The sequence below is a fragment of the Sphingosinicella ginsenosidimutans genome (genome assembly GCF_007995055.1).
Lineage (GTDB): Bacteria > Pseudomonadota > Alphaproteobacteria > Sphingomonadales > Sphingomonadaceae > Allosphingosinicella > Allosphingosinicella ginsenosidimutans.
On the sequence record NZ_VOQQ01000001.1, the window covers coordinates 403,519 to 429,744 of the forward strand.

Annotated in this window: 17 protein-coding genes; 11 read left to right on the forward strand and 6 right to left on the reverse strand. The window is 67.2% G+C overall.

The genetic code is table 11. The features are described 5' to 3' along the window. Positions 1–58: 58 nt before the first annotated feature. The 5 genes from FRZ32_RS02055 to FRZ32_RS02075 all read left to right on the forward strand — a co-directional run bounded on the left by FRZ32_RS02055 (position 59) and on the right by FRZ32_RS02075 (position 7,988). Positions 59–571: an RNA polymerase sigma factor gene (locus FRZ32_RS02055; RefSeq protein ID WP_147041935.1), complete on the forward strand. Its 513-nt coding sequence runs from the start codon at positions 59–61 to the stop codon at positions 569–571. Between the two features lie 36 nt (positions 572–607). Then, positions 608–1,549, forward strand: coding sequence for a FecR family protein (locus tag FRZ32_RS02060; protein ID WP_147041936.1), 942 nt, complete (start codon positions 608–610; stop codon positions 1,547–1,549). A gap of 22 nt (positions 1,550–1,571) precedes the next feature. After that, positions 1,572–3,932, forward strand: coding sequence for a TonB-dependent receptor (locus FRZ32_RS02065; protein WP_147044289.1), 2,361 nt, complete (start codon positions 1,572–1,574; stop codon positions 3,930–3,932). Positions 3,933–4,053: 121 nt separating this feature from the next. Then, a complete protein-coding gene (locus FRZ32_RS02070; RefSeq protein WP_147041937.1) occupies positions 4,054–7,263 on the forward strand; it encodes an autotransporter outer membrane beta-barrel domain-containing protein in 3,210 nt (1,069 codons plus the stop codon). 50 nt (positions 7,264–7,313) lie between these two features. Further along, positions 7,314–7,988 (forward strand): SDR family oxidoreductase, encoded by a 675-nt coding sequence (locus tag FRZ32_RS02075; RefSeq protein WP_147041938.1) that lies wholly within the window; start codon positions 7,314–7,316, stop codon positions 7,986–7,988. Here the strand turns inward: FRZ32_RS02075 and FRZ32_RS02080 are convergent, their stop codons facing one another. Continuing rightward, a complete protein-coding gene (locus FRZ32_RS02080; RefSeq protein ID WP_147041939.1) occupies positions 7,989–9,128 on the reverse strand; it encodes an NAD(P)/FAD-dependent oxidoreductase in 1,140 nt (379 codons plus the stop codon). Between the two features lie 248 nt (positions 9,129–9,376). Here FRZ32_RS02080 and FRZ32_RS02085 point away from each other — a divergent pair, with 248 nt between their 5' ends. From FRZ32_RS02085 to FRZ32_RS02095, 3 genes are all read left to right on the forward strand, one after another. After that, entirely contained in the window at positions 9,377–9,979 is a 603-nt protein-coding gene (locus FRZ32_RS02085; RefSeq protein ID WP_158635794.1) for a helix-turn-helix domain-containing protein, read from the forward strand. 122 nt (positions 9,980–10,101) lie between these two features. Further along, on the forward strand, positions 10,102–11,664 hold the full coding sequence (locus tag FRZ32_RS02090; RefSeq protein WP_147041941.1) for an amidohydrolase family protein: 1,563 nt from the start codon (positions 10,102–10,104) through the stop codon (positions 11,662–11,664). 27 nt (positions 11,665–11,691) lie between these two features. After that, positions 11,692–12,828, forward strand: a complete 1,137-nt coding sequence (locus tag FRZ32_RS02095) for a YkvI family membrane protein (protein ID WP_147041942.1) — start codon at positions 11,692–11,694, stop codon at positions 12,826–12,828. A gap of 131 nt (positions 12,829–12,959) precedes the next feature. Here FRZ32_RS02095 and FRZ32_RS02100 read toward each other — a convergent pair whose 3' ends face one another. After that, entirely contained in the window at positions 12,960–14,783 is a 1,824-nt protein-coding gene (locus FRZ32_RS02100; protein ID WP_147041943.1) for a CocE/NonD family hydrolase, read from the reverse strand. Between the two features lie 33 nt (positions 14,784–14,816). Continuing rightward, complete coding sequence (locus FRZ32_RS02105) at positions 14,817–17,762, reverse strand: TonB-dependent receptor plug domain-containing protein (protein WP_147041944.1); 2,946 nt, start codon at positions 17,760–17,762, stop codon at positions 14,817–14,819. A 469-nt stretch (positions 17,763–18,231) separates the two neighbouring features. Between FRZ32_RS02105 and FRZ32_RS02110 the strand changes: the two genes are divergently transcribed. Continuing rightward, entirely contained in the window at positions 18,232–19,179 is a 948-nt protein-coding gene (locus FRZ32_RS02110) for a zinc-binding dehydrogenase (RefSeq protein WP_158635795.1), read from the forward strand. A 1-nt stretch (position 19,180) separates the two neighbouring features. Further along, on the forward strand, positions 19,181–19,582 hold the full coding sequence (locus tag FRZ32_RS02115) for a nuclear transport factor 2 family protein (protein ID WP_158635796.1): 402 nt from the start codon (positions 19,181–19,183) through the stop codon (positions 19,580–19,582). 115 nt (positions 19,583–19,697) lie between these two features. Here the strand turns inward: FRZ32_RS02115 and FRZ32_RS02120 are convergent, their stop codons facing one another. Continuing rightward, positions 19,698–22,073, reverse strand: coding sequence for a TonB-dependent receptor (locus tag FRZ32_RS02120; protein ID WP_158635797.1), 2,376 nt, complete (start codon positions 22,071–22,073; stop codon positions 19,698–19,700). Positions 22,074–22,320: 247 nt separating this feature from the next. Continuing rightward, positions 22,321–23,016, reverse strand: a complete 696-nt coding sequence (locus FRZ32_RS02125) for an NADPH-dependent FMN reductase (RefSeq protein WP_243445162.1) — start codon at positions 23,014–23,016, stop codon at positions 22,321–22,323. Positions 23,017–23,025: 9 nt separating this feature from the next. Here FRZ32_RS02125 and FRZ32_RS02130 point away from each other — a divergent pair, with 9 nt between their 5' ends. Then, positions 23,026–23,994, forward strand: coding sequence for a bile acid:sodium symporter family protein (locus FRZ32_RS02130; protein ID WP_147041948.1), 969 nt, complete (start codon positions 23,026–23,028; stop codon positions 23,992–23,994). Here the strand turns inward: FRZ32_RS02130 and FRZ32_RS02135 are convergent. Continuing rightward, complete coding sequence (locus FRZ32_RS02135; protein WP_147041949.1) at positions 23,974–26,139, reverse strand: acetate--CoA ligase family protein; 2,166 nt, start codon at positions 26,137–26,139, stop codon at positions 23,974–23,976. The genes FRZ32_RS02130 and FRZ32_RS02135 overlap by 21 nt on opposite strands. Between the last annotated feature and the right edge of the window lie 87 nt (positions 26,140–26,226).

A 26,226-nucleotide genomic window follows, 5' to 3' on the forward strand; every position in this document is an offset into this window, starting at 1 on the left:
GTCCCACCCATGCGGCCGGCCAGGATCGGCCGACACGGAATGTCACGGCGAAAGAAGAATGACGGGCAGCGGTCTCGAAGCCGCGTTTCTGGCGAACCGCGCATCGCTGCTGCGCTTCCTGCGCGCGCGCGGCGCGGGCGAGGCTGCGGACGATCTGCTCCAGGAAGCGTGGGTCCGCGCGGCGGCCGAGGCGAAGGGGCCGATCGCCGATCCCGTCGCCTATCTCTATCGCACCGCCAACAACCTGATGATCGACCGCAGCCGCGCGGTGCTCCGTGCGGCGGAGCGCGATCGCCGCTGGATCGATGCCCAGGGGATCGACCCCGACCCGCCGGGTGCCCCATCCGGCGAGCGCGCCCTGATCGCCCGCGAGGAGCTGGCCGCAGCGGAAGCGACACTCGCCGGGCTTGGCGAACGAACCGATTTCGTCTTCCGTCGCTTCCGGATCGAGGGGGCAAGCCAGCGGCGCATCGCCGAGGAGCTGGGGATCAGCCTCAGCGCCGTGGAGAAGCATCTGCAGCGAGCCTATCGAGCCCTCGCCGATCTGAGGAGGCGGTTCGATGCGGAATGAGCCACGCCGCAACGTCTTGGCTTCGAGGTGGTGCCGATGACCGAGCGTGACGAGAGAATCGAACAGGAAGCGATCGACTGGCTGGTGCGGCTCGGCGAGGCGGACGCCGGCGAATGGGAGGCGTTCACGCTCTGGCTGGAGGCCGATCCGGCCCATGCCGCGCGCTACGAGGCGCTGGCCGCTGCGGATCGCGATTGGGGCGCGCTCGCTCCCCCTGCCCGGCAGGACCCGCCCGTCCCGGTCCGGCGCGGACCATCGAGACGGACCATCTTCGGAGCCGCGATCGCCGCCTCTCTCGCGCTGGTGATCGGCTATGAGGCGATGGCGCCCCGTGACACGACCTATGCAATCGAAACCGCGACCGGGAGCCGTCGCACGATCGCGCTGGCGGACGGCGGGCGGATCGAGCTCAACGGCGGCACGCGGGTGACGCTCGATCGCCGCAATCCCCGCTTCGCGCGGCTCGACCGCGGAGAGGCGCTGTTCACCGTCGCGCATGACGCATCGCGACCGTTCGAGGTCGAGGCGGGCGACGCGCGAATCGCCGATCTCGGGACGGTGTTCAACGTCGTGCGCGATGCCGGCGGGCTCGAGGTCGCGGTCGCCGAGGGGGCGGTGATGTTCAATCCGGATCGCCAGGCGGTGCGGCTCGCCCCCGGCATGATCCTCCGCCAGTCGCCGGGCGAAGCGCCCGAACTGACGCGGGGCGGCGATCCTGCTGCGATCGCCGGCTGGCGCGAGGGCCAGCTGACCTATGTCTCGGCGCCGGTGGCCCGTGTCGCCGCCGATCTGGCGCGCAATCTCGGGGTTCCGGTCACCGCGGACCGGACGGCCGTAAATCGCAGGTTCACCGGCGTGATTGTCCTCGATGGATCGCCGCAAGCAGTGGTGAATCGCGCCGCGGGCCTCCTTGGGGGGGACGCGCGGCGATCGGGCGAGGGATGGACGTTGACGGTGGGAGCTGGTGCGACTCCCTGAGGCGATCTTTGCGATCCTTCTGATGGCGAGCGCGCCCGCGGCTGGCGCCACGGCGGCGCGCAGCCTCGATCTGCCGGGCGGTCGGCTCGGCGACGCCGTGGTCGCGCTCGGGCGCCAGGCCGGCGTCAGCGTCGGAGTCTCGGACCCGCTGCTCGCCGGGACGCGCGTCCCGGCGGTCCGCGGCCAGATGAGCCCGGAACAGGCGCTTGGCCGCCTGCTGAGCGGCACGCCGGCCAGCTACGTGGCGCTGGACGGACGCACCTTCCGCATCGTCCGCCGCGCCGCGCCCCGACGCGCCCTCCCCGCACCGCGCCCCATGTCGCCGCCACCGCAGGCGGCAGACGAGGAAGCGATTGTCGTCACCGCGACGCGCCGGCCGATCCGCCTCGCCTCCTATGCCGGCGGCGCGGACATCGTTTCCGGCGACCGGCTCGGCCCGGCGGACGGGGCGCGGGGGACCGGCGCTCTCGTATCGCTGCTGCCCGAGCTTGCCGCCACCTATCGCGGCTCCGGGCGCGACAAGCTGTTCATCCGGGGTATCGCCGATTCGAGCTTCATCGGCCCGACGCAGGCGACCGCGGGCCAGTATCTGGGCGACACGCGGCTCAACTATAACGCGCCCGATCCCGATCTTCGGCTCTACGACATCGACCGGGTCGAGATCTTGCAGGGCCCGCAGGGCACGCTCTACGGGTCCGGCTCGCTCGGCGGCATCATCCGCATCCTCCCCAACCGGCCCGATCTCGACCGCGCCGAGGGCTGGCTGGCCGGCGGCGCCTCGGCAACCTGGCACGGCGCGCCCGGAGCCGACGCGGCGGGCATGGCGAACCTGCCGCTGGTGCCCGGGCGCGTCGGGCTCAGGCTGACGGCCTATGGCATCCAGGACGGCGGCTATATCGACGACAGCACCCGCGATCTCGACAATGTGAACCGCGTGCGCACGATCGGCGGCCGCGGGGCGCTGCGCGTCACAGCCGGCGACGGCTGGACGATCGACCTCGGCGCGACCGGGCAGCGCATCCGCTCGCGCGACAGCCAATATGCCGATCGCGATGCGCCCCCGCTGACGCGCGCCAGCGCCGTCGCCCAGCCCTTCGGCAGCGATTTCCTGCTCGGCGACTTCACCGTCAGCAATGAATGGGGCCGGCTTCGGTTCGTCACCTCCCTCGGCGCCAGCCATCAGCGGCTTTCGGAGCGCTATGACGCGACCCAGGCCGGCGGCCCGCCCTCCGCCTTCGCGCAGCAGACGCGCACCACCCTGCTGTCGGCCGAAAGCCGCCTTTCCTGGCAGGACGACAATGGGTCGGGCTGGATCATCGGCACCAGCCTCATCTCCAACCGCGCGGAGCAGCGCCGCCAGTCCGGCGACGGCGCGTTCCTCGCCGACTTCAGTCGGGTGGACGACGATTACATCCGCGCCGCGCTGCCGGCGCAGACCGGCGTCGACAACCGGATCGAGGAAGCGACCCTGTTCGGGGAGGGCAGCCTCGCCCTCCTGCCCGGCGTCATCGCCACGGCCGGCGGACGGCTCACCCGATCGCACCTGTCGGGCTCGGCGCTCGACGTCTTCGTGCCGGTGCTCCAGCCGCTCACCGGCACCCAGGCGAGCCGCAACGAGACCGCCTTCCTGCCCTCCGCCGCCCTCTCGGTCGAGGCGGCCCCGCGACTCCATCTGTTCGCCCGCTACCAGGAAAGCTTCCGTCCGGGCGGGCTCGCCGTTTCGGAATTCGCGATCCGCCGGTTCCGCAACGACCATGTCTCGACGATCGAGGCCGGGCTTCGCTACGGACTGCCGGGCCTGCGCGCGTTCGATCTCACCGCGACGGCGGCCTATACGCTCTGGCACGACATCCAGGCGGACACGGTCACGATGAACGGCTTTCCGACCACCGCCAATATCGGCAACGGCCGCATCTACACGTTCGAAATGGCCCTCGGCTGGCGCCCTCTGCGCGGCCTGTCGCTCGCGGTCGCCGGCATCGCCAATGACAGCCGGGTGACCAACCCGCAGCCCAATATCGACATGACCAGCGATTCCTCGCTGCCCAACGTCGCCGATTTCAGCGGCCGGATCGGGGCGGATTACGAGACCAGGATCGCGCCGTCGCTGGATCTGCGCCTGTCTGCCGCGGCGCGCTATGTCGGCAAGTCGCGGCTCGGCATCGGGCCGGTGCTCGGCGAGCGTCAGGGCGACTGGCTCGACGTCACGCTCGGCGCCGAGATCGACCGCGGGCGCCACGCCTGGTTCCTCGACATCACCAACCTGCTCGACACCGCCGGCAACCGCTTCGCGCTCGGCTCCCCCTTCACCCTGGTCGACGGCAGGCAGGTGACCCCGATGCGGCCGCGCACGATCCGGCTCGGCTGGCAGCTGCGCTTCTAGCCGGCCCAGGAAAAAAGTTTCGCCTTCGCGGTGCGGGTTTGGCCGCGCCGCGCCGTCTCCCCGGCAACGACCCGCGATCCGACCGGATACGCAGGGTCTCAAGCAAAGGGAGCCCGTCCAGATGCGTCGCCTGCTGGCCTATTCCAGCCTTACCCCCCTGGCGCTCGTCGCCGCCGCCTTTCCCGCCCACGCACAGCGCAGCATCGACAATGCCGTCACCACGCCGGTCGCGACATCGACCGCCAATAACGGCGCGGCGGCGGACGTCAGCGTCACCGCCAACGGATCGGTCACGGTGACGAGCGGCGCCGCGGTCACGATCGACAGCGACAACGACGTTGCGAACGCGGGCAAGATCAACATCAACAATGCGAACAACGCCACCGGCATCCTCGCATTGCCCGGCCGCACCGGGGACATCACCAATTCGGGGACGATCTCCGTCCTTGAAGATTACACCCCGAAGGACAACGACAATGACGGCGATCTCGACGGGCCGTTCGCCCAGGGATCGAACCGCTTCGGCATCCGCGTCGGCCCCGGCGGCACCTTCACGGGCGCCATCGCCAATAGCGGCACGATCACGATCGAAGGCAATGATTCGGCCGGCATCGCGATCGACAGCGCGCTTTCCGGGACGCTCGCCAACAACGGCACCATCGCAGTCACCGGCGACCGTTCGTACGGCCTTCGCGCCGGCGACATCAGCGGCAACGTGCGGATCGCCGGCAGCATCTCCGCGACCGGCGAAGGCGCGGTCGGCGTCGCGCTCGACGGCGATATCGGCGGCGCGCTGGTGATCCAGGGCGCGATCGCATCGACCGGCTACCGATCGATCACGCCGCCGTCTGATACGTCGAAGCTCGACTCCGACGATCTGCTCCAGGGCGGTCCGGCGCTGCGAATTTCCGGCAACGTCGCCGGCGGAATCGTCTTCGCGGTTCCGCCCCCCGACAAGGATGCCAACAATGCCGACGAGGATAATGACGGCATCCCCGACGCGACCGAAGGCAGCGCCAACGTCGCCTCGCGCGGTGCCGCGCCCGCCGTCCAGATCGGATCGGCGAGCGAGGCGATCACGGTCGGGGCGATCGCCGGCAATGCCAGCGGCTACGGCCTTGTCGTCGACGGCGCGATCGCCGGGATCGGCACCTATGCGGGGGTCAATGGCAACGGCCTGGTGATCGGCGGGCTCGGCGGCAACGTGACGATCGCCGGCGGGATGGCCGTCAACGGATCCGTCAGCGCAAGCTCGAACGGGGCCAACGCGACCGCGATCCATATCGGCTCTGGCGCTAGCGTGCCGACGATCCAGGTGGCCGGCAGGGTGACCGCGGCCGGGGGCACCGACGCCGGCGATCTCAGCCAGGCGATCCTGATCGATCAGGGCGCGAATGTCGCCACGATCCGCAACAGCGGCGCGATCTCGGCCAATGCCGGCGCGAACGGCAGCGCCGCCGCGATCGTCGACCGCTCCGGCGGGGTCGGCCTGGTCGAGAACAAAGGCTCGATCAGCGCGAGCGGGGCGAGCGCCATCGCGATCGATCTCAGCGCAAACACTTCCGGCGCCATCGTGCGCCAGACCGAAGTCGAACAGGGTGCCACACCCCCCGCAATCAACGGCGGCATCCTGTTCGGCACCGGCAACGACCGGCTCGAAATCGCGGACGGCGCCGTCACCGGCGCGACCAGCTTCGGCGCCGGGGACGACACGCTCTCGCTTGGCGGCGATGCCGCCTACAAGGGCAATGTCAGCTTCGGGGCCGGCGCCGATCACATGGTCCTGGCGGGCCAGTCCACCTATTCAGGCAACGCTGATTTCGGCGGCGGCGCGGATCTGCTGGAGGTGAACGGCACCGCCTCCTTCCTCGGCGGGCTCGCCAACGGCGGCGGGCTCGACGTGCGCGTCGGCGGCGGCCGCTTCCAGGCGACCAACCAAGGCTCCGTCGCGCTCAATTCGATCGCGATCACCGGCGGCGGGACGCTTGGCGTCAGCATCGACGGCGCGGCGGGCACGAACACCCATTATGACGTCGCCGGCACCGCGAGCTTCGCCGCCGGCTCGCACGTCCAGGTCCGGCTCGCCAACATCTCGCAATCCGCCGGGCGCTACGAGTTCCTGAGCGCCGGGGCGCTGACCGGCGCCGACAATCTGACCTTCGATGCGACCGGCCTGCCCTTCCTGTTCAAGGGCGCGCTCGAAGCCGACGGCAACGATCTGGCGATCACCATTTCGCGCAAGACTGCGTCGGAGCTCGGCCTCAACGGATCGGCCACGCGCGCCTATGACGCGATCTTCGCGGCGCTCGACAAGGATAGCGCGGTCGGCAGCGTCTTCCTGGGAATCGCCGACAGCGCGACGCTCCGCGCCCAGATCGGCCAGATGCTGCCCGATCATGCCGGCGGCGCGTTCGAGACCGTGACGACCGCGTCGCGTACCACGGCGCGCTTCCTTGCCGATCCCAACGCGCCGGTCGCCGATCTCGGCGGCGGCTGGGGCTTCTGGCTCCAGCAGGTCGCCTGGGGCACGTCGAAGAATCTCGGCGACACCGCCGCCTATGACGTCAACGGCTGGGGCGCGAACGGCGCGGTCGAGCGGCGTACCGGAATCGGCAGCTTCGGCCTCTCGCTCGCCTATCTCGCCGGACAGGATGCGAACGGCGACAACGACAACGAGGTTCGCACCGACCAGTTCGAACTCGCCGGCTATTGGCGGGTGCAGGCGGGCGCGCTGCACGCTTATGCCCGCGCATCGGCGGCGCGGATCAATTTCGACAGCACCCGCTCCTTCGCCGGCATCAGCCTCGCCGGCGCGGAGGTCGATCGCACGAGCGAGGCGGATTGGCACGGTTGGCTCTATTCCGCCGCCGCCGGCCTGTCCTACGAGCTCCGCTTCGGCCGCGTCTTGCTGCGCCCCGGCGCCGGCATCGATTATTATCGACTGACCGAGGGCGGCTATGCGGAGACCGGCGGCGGCGACAGCTTCGACCTCACCGTCGGGCGGCGCACCAGCGACGAGCTGGCCGGCACCGCGAACCTTTCGCTCGGCTACGAATTCGGCAGCCGCAGCCCCGATTCGATCTGGGTCAGGACCGAGATCGAGGGTGGCCGCCGCGAGATCCTCTCGGGCAGGCTCGGCGCGACCACCGCCCAGTTCGCCGACGGCGACCCGTTCACGCTGGAACCGGCGCAGCGCACCAGCGGCTGGGAAGGCGCGCTGAGGGTCATCGGCGGCAGCGGCGTCACCACGATCGCGGCGGAAGGCCATGCCGAGGAGCAGAACGGGCGCGCCTCGGTCGGCTTCCGCGTCTCCGTCGCGTTTGGATTCTAGCCGCCGCCCGCTTATCCTCGCCCCCGGCGCGTGGCGCGGGGAGCGAGGATATGGCGAACAGGATCGTCGTGACGGGCGCGGCCGGAAGCCTTGGCCGCGCCGTGATCGCGAAGCTTGCGAGGAGCGGCGTGCCGGTCGCGGCGATCTTTCGCAAGGACACCGCCGAGATGCCGTCGTCTGACGTCGTCGCGATCGACGGCATCGATCTGACCGATGCCGGGAGCGCGCGCGGCGCATTCGATGCGATCGCCGCGCGGCACGGCCCGATCGGCGGCCTCGTCAACGTCGCCGGCGGCTTCGCGTGGGAGACGGTCGGTGACGGCGGCGAGGACACGTGGGACCGGCTGTTCGCGATCAATCTCAAGACCGCCTTCAACGCCTGCACCGCGGCGATCCCACACCTCGCGGCCGGTGGCGCGATCGTCAACGTCGCGGCGGCGGCAGCGCAGGAGGCCGGCCTTGGCAACGCCGCTTATGCGGCCTCGAAAGCGGGCGTGCTGCGGCTCACCGAAAGCCTCGCCGCGGAGCTCCGGCCCAGGGGCGTCCGCGCCAATGCCGTCCTGCCGACGATCATCGATACGGCTCCCAACCGCGCGGCGATGCCTGACGCGGATTTCACGAAATGGGTGAGGCCGGACGAACTCGCCAACGTGATCGCCTTTCTGCTTTCCGACGAGGCAAGCGCGATCGATGGCGCGGCGATCCCTGTCGCCGGACGCCTTTAGTCAGCCTTGGCGGCGCCCCTCAAAGCGGCGGGGCGAGAAATCGGCCGGATCCACTTCGTTGGCGAGAAGCGAATCGCATAGCGGCGCGCCTTGCGCCAGCGCCGCGCCGAGCCGAGCCATGCCCGGCGCCGTCTGGACGCCATAGCCCCCCTGGCCGACGAGCCAGAAGAAGCCCGGCACCACGCCATCGAAGCCGCAGACCGGAACCCGGTCCGGCGAGAAGGTCCTGAGGCCGGCCCAGCTGTGCCGGATATGGCGGACGGGAATGTCCGCGGCCTTGCCGACGCGATCGACGGCAAGCGCGATGTCCCATTCCTCGGGCTGGATGTCGCACGGCTCGACGAGCGTCTCATCGGCCGGGGACAACAGGACGAGCCCGGCATCGGGCTTGAAATAGAATTGCTCGTCGATGTCGATCACCAGCGGCCAGCCCGCGATCGGCCCTGCGTCCGCCGGCGGATCGACCAGCGCGGCGGTCCGTCGCCGCGGCTCCAGGCCGAGGGGCGCGACGCCGGCCAGGCGGGCGATCTCGTCGCCCCAGGCGCCGGCGGCGTTGACCAGAATCCGGCCCTCGAACGATTCCGCCCCGGCCGATACGACCCAGGCATCGCCGTCGCGACGGATCGCCTCGACCCGCTTCGAGGTCAGCAACGTGCCGCCGTTGAGTTTCAGCCGCCGCAGATAGGCCTGGTGAAGGCCGTGGACATCGATGTCCGCGGCCCCCGGCTCCTCAAGTCCGCCAGCGACATAATCGGGGCGGAGCACCGGGCACAAAGCGCGCGCATCCTCGGCCGAGAGCCGCCGTGCGAAACGGCGAATGTCCGGCTGGCCGGCGAACGCCTCGAGCCGCTCAAGCTGCTCCTTGTTCGCGATGTAGAGCGCGCCGCGCGCGCCGACGAGAGGCGCGTCGGCGAAGTCTCCGGGCGGGTGGAAGAACAACGGCTTGCTCGCGCGGGAGAGCGCGCGCACCGGCGGCTTGCCGTACATCTCGAAGAAGATCGCCGCCGATCGGCCGGTCGAATGGTAATTGGGCTGCGCTTCGGCCTCCAGCAGGAGGACCGAGGCCGATCCGGACAGCTCCGCCGCCATCGAGGCGCCCGCGATCCCACCACCGACAACAAGAAAATCCACGATCGACATCGGCCCGTTCGCGCATCCTTCCGCCACCGCCGGTCGTTCGCGGCGACCGGATTGGAGCCCGCTGTGCCAGCCACTTTCGGATTTGACAAGATATTTTCACTTCCAGCAAGACGGCGTGAAATCGCTTGCATTCCCTGCGCGGCGCCACAATTTCACGGTGGCACGCTGTCGGCACCTGAAAGTTTTTCTCGCGGTGCGGCCGACTCTGCCGCTATATTGCGCGCCGCTGAGGCGGGATGGGGACAAGGATGCTGAAGCCAGGAGAAACGCTGAGAAAGCTGCGGGCGGCGCGGGGGCTGACCCTGGATGAGGTCAGCGGGAAGACGGGGCTGGCGGCGTCCACCCTTTCGAAAATCGAAAACAACAAGATGTCGCTGACCTTCGACAAGCTCCAGCGCATCAGCAACGGCCTCAACATCGACATTTCGGAGCTTTTCAAGAACGGCGCGCCCGAGCCCGGGGGGACCGAAGGCCCGCGCGGGCGGCGGAGCGTCACGCGCGCCGGCGAAGGCGAACTCATCGAAAGCCAGAATTATCTTCACCGTTACGCCGCGACCGATCTGCTGAAAAAGCAGTTCGTTCCGATCATCGCCGACGTCATGGCGCGCAGCATCGAGGATTTCGGCGAGATGGTGAACCATCCCGGCGAGGAATATTCGCTGGTGCTCGAAGGCGAGATCGAGCTCCACACCAAATATTATGCACCGCTGCGGCTCGGCGTCGGCGATTCGGTCTATTTCGACAGCGGCATGGACCATGCCTATATTGCCGTCGGCGAAGGGCGTTGCCGGATGCTCTGCATCTGCACGCCCTCGGATCACCCCGGGCTCGTCGACATGGCGAGTCCCTAGCCGGACCAATGCCTTCGCCATTTCGGCAAGTCTTTTTCCAGATCGATAAATTTTTGTTGCCTGCGTCGGCCAAGCGCCTACGATGGTTCGCAAACACCATCAGGGAGGCGGAATTCATGCGGATGCGCGCCACAACCGGTCGGGTCGTTGGGGCGCTGGCCCTTCTGCTCTCGCTGGGGGCCGCGGCGCCGAGCCGGCAGCCCGCCTTCGACATCGTCATTTCCGGCGGCCGCGTCATGGATCCGGAAACGGGCTTCGATCGAATCGCCAATGTCGGAATACGCGGCCATTCGATCGTCGCGATCTCGACGACGCCGCTCCACGGCCAGGTCGAGATCGATGCGCGCGGCAATGTGGTCGCGCCCGGCTTCATCGATCTGCACGCGCATGGCCAGATGCAACTCGCGCAGCGCTATCAGGCGCATGACGGCGTCACCACCGCCATCGATGCGGAGGCCGGCGCACTGCCGCTGGCGCCCTATTATCAGGCGATGGCCGGCCGCTCGATCATCAATTACGGCGTCTCAGCCTCGCATCGTTGCGCCCGGATCGAGGTGATCGGCGGCGTGCCGTGCGGCGGCCATTTCGCGACCAACGAGGCCACCTATCGCGTGTGGACCCATGCCGGGGCGGCGGGCGATCGTCCCTTCACCCAGCCGGCGACACCGGAGCAGCAGGCCCGCATCGTCGCCCTCCTGCGCCAGGCGGTGGACGAGGGCGCCATCGGCGTCGGCCTCGGTCTCGAATATACGCCCGGCGCCGGACGCTCGGAAATCTATGACATTTTCAAGATGGCCGCCGACATCAATGCGCCGGTCTTCGTCCATGTCCGCCGGCGCACGCCCGATGCCGCGCCGGGCGTGCCGATCGCGGTGGTGCAGGAGCTGATCGCGGACGCGGCGGTCACCGGCGCCTCGCTCCACATCTGCCACGTCCACAGCACCGGCCTTGGCGACACGCCGGTTCTGATCGACATGATCGACCGGGCCGAGGCGCGCGGGATCGACGTCACCAGCGAAGCCTATCCCTATACGGCGGGCAGCACGATGATCGGCTCCGAATTCTTCGCGCCGGGCTGGCAGCAGCGTTCGTCGATCACCTACAGCGATCTCCAGTGGACCGCGACCGGCGAGCGGCTGACCGAGGAGAGCTTCAACCGCTACCGGCGCGAAACGCCGAACGGGATGGTGATCGTCCACATGATCCCCGACGCGATCGTCGACCAGGCAATCGCCGCTTCCAATCTCCTGATCTCGTCCGACGGACAGCCCTGGATGACGCAGGGCGAGCATCCGCGCGGCGCCGGCACCTTCTCGCGCGTGCTCGGTCGCTATGTGCGCGAACGCCACACGCTCACCCTGATGGCGGCGCTGCGCAAGATGACCCTGCTGCCCGCGCAACGGCTCGAACAGATCGCGCCCGCGATGCACAACAAGGGCCGGATCCGCGTCGGCGCCGATGCCGACATCGTCATCTTCGATCCCAACCGGATCATCGACAATGCCACCTACGAGCATCCGATGCAGTTTTCGGGCGGCATCTCGACGCTGATCGTCGGCGGCACGCCGGTGATCCGCAACGGCGAGCTCGTCGCGAACGTGTTTCCGGGCCAGGCGGTGCGTTCGCAGCCGACAGCGGCGCGCCGGCCGGCGACGAACCGCCCGGCGCGCCGCAATACCGCCTAGCCTTCCTCTCCCGACAGGAACTGCGACATGAGCAAAGCCCCCAGCCTGTTCCAGCGTCTGATCCTGCCGGGCTTCGCCTTCAAGGCCGTGATCATCGGCGGGGGCTATGCGACGGGGCGCGAGCTCGTCCAGTTCTTCTTCCCGAGCGGGCCGCTCGGCGGCGTCATGGGCCTTCTCTTCGCCGCGGCGATCTGGAGCGTCGTCGCGACGCTCACCTTCCTCTTCGCGCTGGCGACCGACAGCTATGACTACCGCACCTTTTTCAAGCGCCTGCTCGGCCCGGCCTGGCCAGCCTTCGAGATCATCTACATCCTGCTGATCCTGCTCGTCCTCTCGGTGTTCGGGGCAGCGGCGGGAGAGATTTTCAGGCTCGCCTTCGGCCTGCCGCCGCTCGTCGGGACGCTTGCCCTGATGAGCGCGATCATCGTCGTCGTGATGGCCGGGCAGCACGCGGTCGAGAGCGTGTTCAAATATGTCTCGATCTTCCTCTATCTCGTCTACATGCTCGTCGTCGCGCTGTCCTTCTACAAGCTCGGCGACCGGATCTCCGCCGCCTTCGCGATGGACGTGCCGACCTCCGGCTGGGCGATGGGCGGCCTCACCTATGCCGGCTACAATCTCATCGGCGCAGTGGTGATCCTGCCCGTGGCGCGCCACCTCACCAGCCGGCGCGACGCCGTGATCGCCGGCCTGCTCAGCGGGCCGCTGGCGGCGCTTCCCGGCCTGCTCTTCTTCCTGTGCATGACCGCGCTCTACCCTGGCATCGGCGACGCCGTGATCCCGTCCGACAGCCTGCTCGCGGCGCTTGGCATGCCGATCCTCCACGTCGTCTTCCAGCTGATGATCCTTTCGGCGCTGCTCGAGAGCGGCGTCGGCTTCGTCCACGCGGTCAACGAACGGGTCGCCAGCGTCTACCGCCTGCGCGGCCGCACGATGTCCCATTGGGCGCGCTTCGGCGTGGCGACGACCGTCCTTGTCGGCGCGGTCTTCGTCGCCGCGCGCTTCGGCCTCGTCGAGCTCGTGGCGCGCGGCTACGGCGCCTTCGCGTGGCTGGTCCTGGCGGTCTATGTGGTGCCGCTTCTGACGATCGGCACCTGGCGGCTCCTCGCCGCGCGCAGGCCCGGCGCCGCCGCGACGGACGAAGCCCCCGCCTCCATCGGCTGAAAGAGGACGCCCCACCCCACCGGACGCCCCACCCCACCGGGCGGCAAGAAAATGGCCGGCTGACCGGGGACGTGTCGGTCAGCCGGCCGCCGGCCCCTGGGGGATTGAGAGTGGGGCGGCGAGGGGAAGCCTTATTCCGCCGGCTGTGCCGCAGCGGTCTGCATCGGCGGATCGAACGGCTCCGAGGCGCCGCGCGGCACGATCGGAAGGATGATCTCCGACGTGTAGCGGCGGTCATGATGCACCCGGGTGTGGGCGATCGCGGTTTCGGTGCCGGAATCGGAATTGGCCGTATTGAGGTTGCGGCCGAACACCGGGAAATCGCTGCTCGTCACCTCGACCCTGAAGCGGTGGCCGGCACGGAAATAGTTGCTGGTCGGGAAGAGATCGACCGGGATCCGATAGACCTGGCCCGGCTGCATCAGCTCCGGATCGGACATCGAGTTGCGATATTTCGCGCGGGCGATCCCCTCGGCGATGTTGAGCGACCGGCCATCGGGATAGACGTCCATCAGCCGCACGACGACGTCGGTATCGACCACGTCGGAGGAGATATAGATGTTGGCGCGCACCGGCCCCGTCACCTCGACGTCCTCGGCCAGCGGCTGCCCCGTATAGACGAGCACGTCGTCACGCTGCTCGACCGATGCGTGGTCGACGCTGCCTTGCGGCAGGCCCCCGCGCGCGCCGGCGGTGCGGCTGCTCAGCGACGGCACCGGGTGGTTGGGATCATAGGTGAAGGTGTCGGGCGCGCCCCGGCCGTTGCCTTCGACAAGCATGCCGTCGCCGGCGGCGGTGTTGGCGTGGCCGCCGCTCGACAGCCGCATCGACCGATACTGCGTTCCCGGGATTGGGAAGGCATCCGCCTGCCGCCATTGGTTCAGCGCGGGGAGGAAATAGATGAAGTTCTTGTGGGTCGGCGCTTCGCGACCGAGCAGGACATGATCCATCCAGCGGTCGCGAAGCGAATCGAGATCGATGATCGCCTGCGGCCCGGCATCGAGCGCGCCGATGACACGGTTGCGGTTCACGCCGTGGAGCCATGGCCCGATCACGAGGACATGATTCCCGGGCGTTGCCGAATGGCCGCGCGCATTCTCGTAATTGCGCACCGCGCCGAGCAGCTGGCCTTCATACCAGCCGGTGACGTTGAAGGTTGGAATATCGCGCCCGGGCGTGTTCCCGGTCGCCTGCAGCGGCTGCCAGTAGGGGCCGAAGCGATCCTCGCGCATCGCATCCTCCCACGCCTGGACGCGGCGGCCGTTGCGCTGGTCGATGGTGGAGAGCGGGAGCGCGGCCATCACCTCGCCCCAGTCGAAATCCTCGACCTCGTGCGGATGGTTCACCCGGCCATATTCCTGCATCATCCACGTGAAGATGAGATCGAGCTTCGGAACGCCGTTGAAGCGGACGAAATCGCCGAAGCCGTCGGCCGGGGCGACGTAGGAAACGATCGCGCTCTGGTGCGGATTGCGCTCGCGCCACAAGTTCCACTGCGAATTGCCGCTATAGGACGCGCCGATCGTCGCCACCTGGCCGTTCGACCAGTCTTGCTGCGCGATCCAGTCCAGCACATGGGCGCCGTCGGCGGCATCGCGGAACGGCGCGAAGTCCCCGCCTGAATCGAAGCGGCCGCGCACGTCGACCGAAACATAGGCATAGCCGCGATTGACGAAGTCGATCACCTGGGCCGCGCTCGCGTCCTTCCCATAGGGGGTCTGGAGGAAGACGGTCGGGTGCTTCTGATCGTCCGCCGGACGCAGCACGGTCGCCGACAGGCGCACGCCGTCGGGCATGGTGATGCCGACATCATATTGCGCGATCGTGTTCGGGTAGCGAAAGCCGACCTGCGGCGGGCTGGCCTGCGCCGATGGCTGATCGGCCTGCGCGACCGAGCCGGCGACGGCGAGCGCGAGGCTGGCCCCCGCCAGCAAAAACGTGCGGAACGTCTTCATTCTCGTCTCCTTCCACCGGCGCGCCGCCGATGCTCACATGTTGAAGCGGATGCCTACGCGGAACACGCGTCCGAGGACGTCATAGAAATTGGGGTTGGCGGCCTCGAACACGAACGGCGTGCCGCTCGGCCCGGGCGCGACCACCGCCGGATCCTTGTTGAAGACGTTGATGACGTTGAAGAAGAGCTCCGCCTCTCCGCCGCCCGGCGTGTGCAGCCGGCGCGCCAGATAGGCGTCGAGATAGAAGGCGCCAGGAATGTGATTGTCGTTGATCGTGCGGTTCGCGATCGTCGACGTCGGGCAGCCCGACGTGCATTCGATGAAGCTGGTGTCGTAGACGCCGGCGCTGACGCCGCGGCCGGTGATCGTCGCCGTCGTGTTGCGGTTCGAATAGGTGATCGAGCCGCGATAGATCCAGTTGGGCACGCCGAAGGCGGCGGCATTGCTCCCCGCCTGGTCGGTGGGCGCATCGATGCCGTTGTCGGTAAAGCTCTTGAGATAATGGGTGGCGAGCAGGCTGAAGGTGAGGTTGCCCGAAAGCCCGCCGGAAATGTCGGCGAGATTCATCCGGTAATCCGCCTGGAAATCGATGCCGCGCGCAATCTGCGACACAAAGTTGAACGGCTGGAGCCGGATCTGGGTGATGACGTCGGCGCCGTTGACCGTGCCCCGCGTGATCGCCGCGCAATAGGTCGAATCGCCCGCGAAGCAGCGATCGACGATCGTCTGCGCCGAGACCGATGCGATCGCTCCCGAAATCTTGATGTTGTAATAGTCGGCCGAGACGCTGAAGCCCGGAATGAAACGCGGCTGAAGCACCACGCCGAGGCCCAGCGTGTCGGCCACTTCCGGACGCAGATCCGGATTGCCGGTGACGAGCCCCTGATAGGCGGTGAGCGCGTTGCCGTTGAACGGATCGATGACCGTGTTCTGGTTGAGGCCGCCCGCGTTGAACAGTTCGAGCAGGTTGGGCGCACGGATGTCGCGCGATCGGGTGGCGCGGAAGCGAACGCCGTCGATCGGCGTCCAGGTGCCGCCAAGCTTCCAGGTCGTGACCCGGCCCGACGTGCTGTAGTCGGTGAGCCGGACGGCGCCGTTGAACTCCAGCTCGCGGGCAAACGGGAGGTCGCGAAGCAGCGGGACCACCGTTTCGAGGAAGCCCTCCGTCACGTTGTAGCCGCCGAAGGTCGGCAGGTAATTGCCGACGAAATAGCCGTTGGCCCCGCCGATCGGATCGACTTCGCCGCTGATCGCCTCGCGGCGATGTTCGACGCCGAGCGCGATCGAGACCGGACCGGCCCAGATCGAGAAGGGCTCGCCGTTGATCGAGGCCGCGACCACGTCCTGCGTGATCCGGTTGCGACGGAAGGACGTGCCGGTCAGATAGTTGATGACATCCGGTCCGTTCACCCCGACTCCGAAGAGATTGTAGGGGACGCAGCCATTGGTCGGATTGGTCAGCGTCGAGCGGCAGACGATGTTTCCGCTCACCGGATCGCGCACGGCATCGATCGCGAGCGCGAACCGCGACTTGTTGAGATTGTCCGGCGAGGTTTCAAGCAGCCGCGCGACGCCGCGCTGGTAATAGGCGTTCCAGTGCCAGGTGCCGCCAAGGGCATGAAGGCTGCCGTTGGCGCCGATCACGTAACGCTCGACCGTGCGCTTGTTGTCGGTGCCGAGCGCGGGCAGATCGCCGTTCATCGTGCCGAGCGTGAACTGGCTGATGCCGAGCTGCGCCGCCTGATCCGCGATCGATTGCGGCAGGAAGGCGTTGGTCGCGCTGACCACGAGGTTTCCGACATTGAAGACCTGGCAACACAGCGACCGCACCGTCGAGTGGCTGATCGAGAATTGCCCGAACAGCTCGACATCGGGAAGGATGTCGTAGCCCGCGCGCAGGAACAGGCTCTTGCGATTTTGCTGCGGATCGAGCGTCTGGACATTGGCGAACAGGTTGCTCGCCCAGTCGCCGCCCTGCATCACGCCGCCGCTCAGGATCGGACCATAGTTGAACTGGTAGGGCACGCCGCCGGCGCCGAAGGCGGTGCCGCGCAGCGCCGTGTTGGTGATGATGCCGCCCGCCGTCGCATTGGCGAGCGCGACCTGCGGCAGCAGCAGCCGCTCGGGCTGGCCGTTGGTGAGCGTATAGGCCGGGTTGTTGATGATCTCCCAGCCTTCGCGGTCCCAGCGTCGCCCTCCGTCGCCGTCGGTGCCTTGCACCCCGCTCATCTCGCCGCTGATGATGAGATGGCCGCGATTGTCGGCGAAGCTCAGGCCGCCGGCGATCGATGCATCCCAGGTCCTGTCGTCTCCATAAGTGGTGATGCCGCTGGACGCCGAGGCGCGGATGCCCGTGAAGCGGCGGTCGAGAATGAAGTTGACCACGCCCGAAAGCGCGTCGGAGCCGTAGGCCGCCGAAGCGCCCCCGGTCACCACCTCCACGCGGGAGATCAGTGCCTGCGGGAAATCGTTGACGTCGACGAGGCCGGAGGCGGACGAGGCGACCGAACGCTGGCCGTCGAACAGGATCAGGGTGCGGTTCGCGCCGAGGCCGCGCAGGTTGATCGCGTTGATGCCGGCGGTGCCGGTGCCGATGCTGCCCTGGCTGTTTTTCGGCGTGACGCTGCTCGAGACCGACGGAAGCGTGTTGACCGCATCGGCGATGTTCTCGCGCGCGGCGGCGCGCAGCTGTTCGGCGCCGACCACGGTCAGCGGCGTCGGCGCCTGATAGCCGTCGCGCGCGACGCGCGTGCCGGTGACGACGACTTCGGTGGCAGCCTCCTCCTGCGCGGGGGACGCCGCGGGCGGCTGGGCATCTGCGGCCGCAACCTGGGGCTCTTCGACGGGGGGCTGCGCCGGCGCGCTCTGCGCGAACGCCTGTCCGTGCGCCGCGACCATGGCCGCAAGCAGCGCGACCCGGCTGACATGCATGTGACGCCCGCGAATGAGATCGATGGCGGCTGGACCAAACGGCTTCATCGTGGCCTCCCCTGCACGGTGAGCGACACCCTTCTCACCAGTTATGACGAAACTGAAACGCTTTTACGCTTTTTGCAACTAAATTCTATATCGGCAAATTGACCTATTCCCCGATACCTCCCACACCGACCCATGCGCGGGCGGAGAGACGCCGAAGAATAGCGATTTCACAGCGTGTTAGCAGCGTTTCCCCGAGGCACTCGCGTTCGGCCGGGCGGGCGGATCAGGAACCGCACCGCTTTTCCAGATCGTAAAAATGGCCACCATGAGCGCCGGCATGATTCATCGTTCGCCTTGCCGGGGCCCGGCCAAAGGCCGAACCGCAAAAGCACCGACCAAACATCATGGGCCCCACAACTCATATTCTGTTCAGGCCCTTCCTCATGACGCCCATCATCGGACGGGTGAGGCTCGGTCCGGCATCAGGCGCCCCGACATAGCGAGTATGTCCATGGAGACCCGGAAGCTGATGGAAGCTGTCGTTGTCGGGGAAGCGGGACAGCTGGAGATCCAGCCCGTGCCCCTCCCCCAGGCGAAGCATGACGAGGCGATTGTCGAGCTCCATGCCACCTCGATCAACCGCGGCGAAGCGCGGCGTGCAAAGCAGGTTGCCAAGCCGGGGTTCCGGCCGGGCTGGGACGTCGCCGGGGTCGTGCGCCAGGCCGCCGAAAACGGCTGCGGGCCTCCAGTCGGCGCGCGGGTCGTCGGCCTGCTCACCGGAGGCGCCTGGTCGGAATTCACCGCCATTCCCGTCACCGCGCTCGCTGAACTGCCACCCGGCATCAGCTTTGCCGAGGCCTCCTGCCTTCCGGTTGCCGGGCTGACCGCGCTTTACGCCCTCCATCGCGGCGCAAGCCTTGTCGGTCGGCGAGTGCTTGTGACCGGCGCGACCGGCGGGGTCGGCCATCTTGCCTGCCAGATCGGCCAGGCATCTGGCGCCACCGTGATTGCCGCCATTCGCGATCCGGCGCACGAACCATTCGTTCGCCGCTTCGGCGCCGATGCAGTCGCTTTGATCGGCGACGAAGCGAGCGCGGTCTCCCGATATGGGCCTTATGATCTGATCGTCGAATCGGTCGGCGGCGCGATGCTGGAGGCCTGCCTGCCGGCGTTGAGCCCCCACGGATTGTGCGTCGCCTTGGGCGTATCGGGGGGTCGCCGCTTCAGCCTGGATGCCGAAGCATTTTTTCGCGCGAGAGCCTCGCTCACCGGCATGGTTCTGTTCCACGATCTCCAGACGATCGAAAGCGCCGCCACCGGCCTTTCGCGCCTGCTCTCGCTGATGGCGCGGGGGAAGCTCCGGCCCCATATCGGTGGCCGACGGCCCTGGCTGGAGATCGATTCCGCGGCGGACGACCTGTTGAAGCGTGCGATGCCGGGGAAGATCGTGATCGAGCGACGGCGCGACGAGCATTGACGTGAACGGCGCCGACGTCCTGGAAATCAATCAGGCCTGCGCCCGGCTCGTGGCGCTTTATTGCCGCTATGTCGACGACGGCGATCATGCCGCGCTGATCGATCTGTGGACAGAGGACGCGGTGTGGACGTCGATCGCCGGACCGATGACCGGACATGGCGAGATCGCCAGATACCTCGCCAGCAAGCCGGCGACCGTCTCGCGACACCTGTGCGGGAATCTCCTCCTCGATGTCATCGATAGCGACAACGCGGTGGGAAGCTGCGATTTCATCGCTCTCATCGGGACCGGCGATCCCGATCGCCCCGTCATCCAGAAAGCCGGCCGTTACGAGGATCGCTATCGTCGCACGGCCAATGGCTGGAAGTTCGCCGCTCGAGTGATGCGTCTGGCGGAGCTGTAAGCCGGCCCCAGGGCGTTGATGTCGCCGGCGCTCGCTTGGTCGGCGCACCTCCTCAAAAAGAATGTCCTTCGGTACCCGCGAGTACCGAAGGACATCCCAACGTGACCGGGGGACGTCAGAAGTCGAACGTCACCTGCATTCCTCCCTGACGCCCGCGACCGAAGAAGGTCGAGGCATAGTTGGTCGAATCGATCGACCCCAGAATGCGGTCCGTGTTCAGGATGTTATCGACATAGAGCTCAATCCTGGCGTTGTGCCCGACGCCGATATCGACATCACTCAGCGACAGGCGCGCATTGAGGAAGCCCTGGCCCGGTGCTCTGATGCGATCATTGTTCACGTTGATCCGGGTGAGCGCGAAAAAGTAGCGCGCGCTCTGATATTGATAGTTCACACGGGCATTGAGCTGGCCGATCGGCGTTGGCACGGTATAGCGCAGGCCCGCGTCGAAGGTCAGCTTCGCGACATAAGGGAATTTAGCCTCGTCCGCGACGTTGATGTCCTCGGTCCCCGTGAAATACGGGAATTGATCGTAAACCGGATCGACATAACCGATATTCCCGTCGAAGGAGAATCCTCCCCCGAGCCTCGCGGAGAGCTCCGCTTCGATGCCGGTATAATGCGCACGGCCGGCATTGGTCAGCGTGGAGACGCGAATACCGGTGACAGGATCGGCGATGCGACCCGACACCTGCAAATCCCGATAGCGCGAGTAAAAGGCCGCAAGATTGAACCGCACTCGGGACCAGAGTTCGGATTTCAAGCCGATTTCGTAGCTGGTCACCAGCTCGGGCTTGAACGACTCGAACGCCGATCCAGGGACGAACCCGCCCGCCTTGTAACCGGTGCTGAAGCGCGCATACGTCATCACACCCGGCGTCCACCGATAACCGACACTCGCCAGCACGCTGGTATTGTTGAAGGTGTCGGAACCGGTGAAGCTCCGGTTCTGGACATCGTTGACATATCCGCGATCGTCGATCGCCTTGCGATCTTCGGTGTAACGGATGCCGCCGGTCAGATCGAGCCGGCCGCCCAACGCGCTCGGCCGCCAGGTGACCTGTCCGAAGCCGGCCCAGCTGTCGGTCTCATAATCATAGTCCCTGCGCGAGAATGTGTTGGTCCCCAGCCCGTTGGGAAGGAGCCTCGTGTTGAAGTTGACGTTGTTCTCGCTCAGCCGTTCCCGGAAATAGAAGAAGCCGCCAACGACGTTGAAATCGCCAAACCTCCCGAGCAACTGCACCTCTTCAGAGAATTGATGCTGGTTGAGATCGCGGATGGGCGTTTGAAGGGGGGTGACCTCGGTGATGATGTAGCCGTCCGGGGACGACGCGTCTTGGACCCTGCCCAACAGGAACGGCTGGGAAGACGCGTTCGCCGGCCGCGATTCATCGGCTTCCCGATAAGCGGTGATCGACTTCAGCGAGAGTGAGTCGCTGAGTTCGTAGTTGAGCGTCAACGCGTGGCCGCGGTCCGTCGCGACCTGACGCGGAAAGGTCCGACTTTCCTGAACGTCCAGTTTTGTCGGCGAGATGATGATCGAGCCGCCACCAAGCGCGGCCGACTGATTGAAGTAATTGAGCAGATCCTGATTTACGAAGAAGATAATCTGCTGGTTGTACGATACGCTTCGATTGTTGTTGTAATCGAATTCGTACTCGGCCGAGAATCGTCCCCAGTTGCCAGCGAGGCGCAGGTCCACGCCGTCGGCGTTGAGCGCGCCCGCCCAGCGGCTCGACGGTAATCCTGGATTCTCGACCACGCCGCCGATCTGCCGATGATAATAGCTTCCCCGGAATCGCAACCCCGATTCGCCGATCTCACCGCTGTTCAGTACCGCTCGGGTGGTGAATTCGTGATCCGAGCCCACGCCGATCGACAGCGTTCCACCGCTGTCGCGGGTGGGCGCGGGAGTGAAGATGTTGATCGCGCCGCCCGTCGTGTTGCGCCCGAAGAGCGTGCCCTGCGGACCGCGCAGCACTTCGATCCGGTCGATAATTCCCAGCTGGGCGAAGTTGAGCGACGTGCGAGGGCGGATGACCCCGTTCACATAGACGGAGGTGGGTGCATCCAGATAAGGGCTCGGATCGTTCTGCCCGATGCCGCGGATGAAGATGTTGCCGCCGGCCCCCGCGCCAGTCGCCGGGGTGACGATGAGATTCGGTGCAAGCGACGTCAGGGTTCCGATATTTTCCGGCCGCAGCTCCGCCAGGCGCGTCGCCGAGAAGGCGGTTACCGAGACCGGAACATCCTGAAGGCGCTCCTGGACTCTGCGGGCCGTGACGACGATGTCTTCCATCCCGCCTGCGGCTTGCGCAGCGGGCGCCGGCGCATCGGCCGGCCGCGTGGCGGCCGTCTCTTGCTCAGCTGTTGGATTGCCCGCCTCCTCGGCGGGATCGAAGGCGTACGCCATGGCCGGCGTCCCGCTCGCCGCGGCGGTAGCGATCATCGTAGCGATCGCCAGATGACTGACCTTGATGCCAATCGGCATTGTGCTCTCCTCCCTCCATCGACGGCTTCGGAACCGAGATCGTCCGCCGTCTGCCCCTCGGCCTGAAGCCAAGTCTGCTGCCCCCGGCTTGTTCACCGCCGGTTGTCTCATCGTCCTTCCAACACCCCCCTCCCGCCAAGTGACGATCCTTAGCGGTCCGGCCGCCAAAATGTTGTCGTCACCCCCCAAGCGCCGAAGCCCCTGCGATCCCCGATCGGTGCCCGATCGCCGGATCGGCAGCCGCCGCTTAGTGCGGGCTTGAAAAGCCCATCAACTGGTCCGCGACCAGGCCGAATTGCGCGTCGGCTTCGGCGGCAAGGCAGGTGCCTTCCTTGTCGAAGAGCGGATCGCGCGTATTGAGGGCAAGGCCGAGCGAGGTCGGCCAGCCGCGCAGGGCATGGGCGATGCTCCGCAGGGCTTGCAAGGTCATGTTGGCGCCCTGCCAGCCGGCGCCGGTCGCCACACATGCGATTGGCCGTCCGGTAAAATAGGGACGAGAGTCCCGCGCCAGATCCTCCACATAGTCGAGCGCGTTCTTCACGAGTCCGGAGACGCTACCATGATATCCAGGCGATCCGATGACGACGCCGTCGGCGCGGCGCAGTGCGGCGACCATCCGCTCGGCCGCCTGCGTCCGATTTGCCTCACCCGGCGCATACATCGGCAGGTCGATGTCGCGGCCAGCAAACAACGCCGTTCGTGCGCCGCGCCCTTCGGCATGAGCAAGGACGCGGGCAATCGCCCGCTCGGTCGTCGAGTTCGCCGTGAGGGCGCCTCCCAGACCGACGATGAATTTGGCGCGACGGGACATTGCTGTTTCTCCGCGACGCAGGAGACACCCGAGGGGGCATTGGCGCCACCTTGCAAAGTTCGGCATTGCCCCAACAAATATGCCGCGAGCGCTGCACAGCTTTAGGTCGACAGCGCCGATGGCCTTCTTCACGAACCAGTGATGCCCGGTCGTCTTCTCGCCCTCTTCGATCCGTTCGTCGCCGGACTGATCGGCATCCTGCTCCTCGCCACCATCGCGCCGCCGCAGGGAGCCTGGGCGGCAATAGCGAGCGACGCCGCGAACGTCGGCATCGTGCTGCTGTTCTTCCTCCACGGCGCGAAGCTTTCGCGGCAGGCGATCCTCGACGGGGCGCGCAACTGGCAATTGCATCTGGCGACCCTTGCGACGACCTTCGTGCTGTTCCCGTTGCTGGGCATGGCACTGACGTCCCTGCCCTTGTTCGATCGCACGACCGGGATGGGTCTGCTGTTCCTCACGCTCCTGCCCTCCACGGTGCAGTCATCGATCGCCTTCACCTCGATCGCGCGGGGAAATGTGGCCGGAGCGGTGTGCAGCGCCTCATTCTCCAACCTGCTGGGCATCGCCGCGACTCCCCTGCTCGTCATGTGGCTGATGGGCGGCAATGGAGCGGGGATCTCGATCGAATCGGCCAAATCCATCGCGCTGCAACTGCTCCTGCCCTTCGTCGTCGGGCATCTTTCCCGCCCGCTGGTCGGCGCGTTCGTGGCGCGCCACAAACGGTTCGTGTCCCTGGTGGACCGTGGATCGATCCTGCTGGTCGTCTACACGGCTTTCGGGGCAGCCGTCGCGGAGGGACTATGGCAGCGGCTGCCACTGTCCGGCCTGGCGCTGATCCTGCTCGGGTGCGCAATCATCCTTGGGATCGTGCTGATGCTGACCTGGTGGCTGGGCGGCGCGCTGGGCTTCAGCCGGGCGGACCGCATTGTCCTGCTGTTCTGCGGATCGAAGAAGAGCCTGGCCTCGGGCGTGCCGATGGCCGGCGTGCTGTTCCCGCCCGCCCAGGTTGGCCTGGTGCTGGTACCGCTGATGATCTTCCACCAGATTCAGCTCGTCGCCTGCGCGGTGATCGCGCGCCGGCTGGCCCGGTCAGCTCCGACGGACGAGTAGGGCGTCGACCGCGACGATCGTGTCGCCGTTGCAGATGATCGGGTTGATATCCGCGCCGTCGAGAAGGTCTCCATGATCGGCGAGCAATTCGGAGACGCGCGCGATCAATTCGCCGAGCGCCTTGCGATCGACCCGAGCCCCACCACGATAGCCGTCGAGCAGGACGCCGCCTTTCAAACGCTCCAACAGAAGCTCTCCGGCCGCGGGGCTGACGGGCACGCTCGTCAGGGCCCGGTCCTTGAGCAGCTCGACGAAGACTCCGCCAAGGCCCACCACCAGCATCTGGCCGAACACGGGATCGCGTTTCGCGCCGATCATCATCTCGACGCCGGCCGGGATCATCGGCTGGACGAGCAGTCCGTCCACCCGCGCTCCGGGCGCATGGGTCGCGGCATTGGCCAGCACCTGCCGGGCGGCGGCCAGCACGGTAGCCCGGTCCGCCAGGTCGATCGCAACCACACCGGCTTCGGTCTTGTGGGCGATGTCCGGCGAATCGATCTTCACGACCACCGGATAACCGAGCGCATCAGCCGCGTCGGCAGCCTCCTCCGGCGACGCCGCCAGGCGATCGGTCACCACGGTGACGCCATATTCGGCGAGGACCGCCTTGGCCTGCCTTTCCGTGAGGATCATATCGGTGCAGGCGCGCAGCAACGTGCCTGCGCGCGTGGCCGCCTCCCTGTCCACGATCCGGCCACCCGTCGACACGCCCAGTCGGTCAACCCGCGACGCGGCCCAGTCGCGCAGCGCGGCCATCGAGGCGAAGCAGCGATCCATCGACCGGAAGACCATCTGGTTCGGATCGCGTTCCGCCTCGATCAATCCCGGCCCGGCGAGATATTCGGTGATCCACACATTGCAGACGCGCTTGTCATATTTGGCCGCAAGCTCGCCGAAGGCCCTCACCCGATTGGCGGTATGCACCGAATAGGGATGGGCCGTAACCAGCGTACCATAAGCCGGATCGGACAGCAGCAAATCGACGCAGGCGAAGTAGCCGTCATGGTCGTTGGCGAGGCCCCCGGTCACGTCGCACGGATTGCGGGCCGTGCCGAAATCTGGAAGCTTCTTCTGCACTGCGGCCCGGATATTCTCATCGGGCTGCGGCAGCTCGACGCCATGCAGCTCGGCTTTGTCCGCCGCCATCACCGATGCGCCGCCCGAACTGGTCAGCACGATGACGCCCCCGGCCGCATCCGGATCGGCCTTGGCGCAATAAGCGGCGGTCTCGATCAGGTTCTCGAACCCATCGACCATGATCGCCCCCACCTGCTCCAAGGAGGCGACGAAGGCGTCGTGCGTGCCCGCCAGCATCCCCGAATGGGTCATTGCCGCGGCGGCTCCTCCCTCGCCGGTGCCAAGCTTGTGGACGACCAGCGGCTTGCCCGCGCGAAATGCGATGTCGGCCGCCTCGAGCAATCGTGCGCCACTGGGGACCGCCTCGAACACACAGGCGATCGCGGTGCAGGCCGGAGCCTCGGCCAGATAGGCGATATAGTCCGCGACATCAACGTCGCAGCTGTTGCCGGAGGTGAGGATGTGACTGAGCGAAACGCCGCGCTGGACCGCCTGCGCGCAGGCGAAGCCGAGCCCGCCTGATTGGCTGACCAGCCCGACAGCGCGCGCCTGGGGCGCGACGATTCGGTCATCGATCCGCAGGACGGGCGTATTGGTATAGGTGAGCGCCGCGCCATCGGCATAATTGACCGCGCCCAGGCAGTTGGGGCCGATAATCCTTATGCCGGTATCGAGTGCGATCGCAGCCAGTCGCTCCTGCTGGCCACGGCGGTCCTCACGACCGGTATCGGCATAGCCCGCGGCGAAAATGATCGCCGATTTCGCCCCGGCAGACGCCGCGTCCAGCAAGACGTTTTCCACAGCGACCTGCGGGACGGTGATGATCACGCAGTCGGGCGCATGGCCGACCGAGGCGATCGACGGATGACAGGGCGCACCGTCAATTTCGGTATATTTCGCATTGACGAGGTCGATCGCGCCTTCGAAGCCGAGCAACCGGAGTTGCCCGAGCGCGCGGGCGCCGGCGCCCCTTGTGGACGGGCTGATCCCGACGATCGCGACCCGCGCAGGATTGAGGATCGGGTCGAGATCCCGATGGCGATAGACGCCGCGCGTTCCGCTGTTCACCTGGCTCCCCCGTTACAGAATTGTCCTTGCGCCGACCCTGCCCGCCAGCCGGGGCAGCGCGCCAGCAAGCTGCGCTCGCACCCTGCC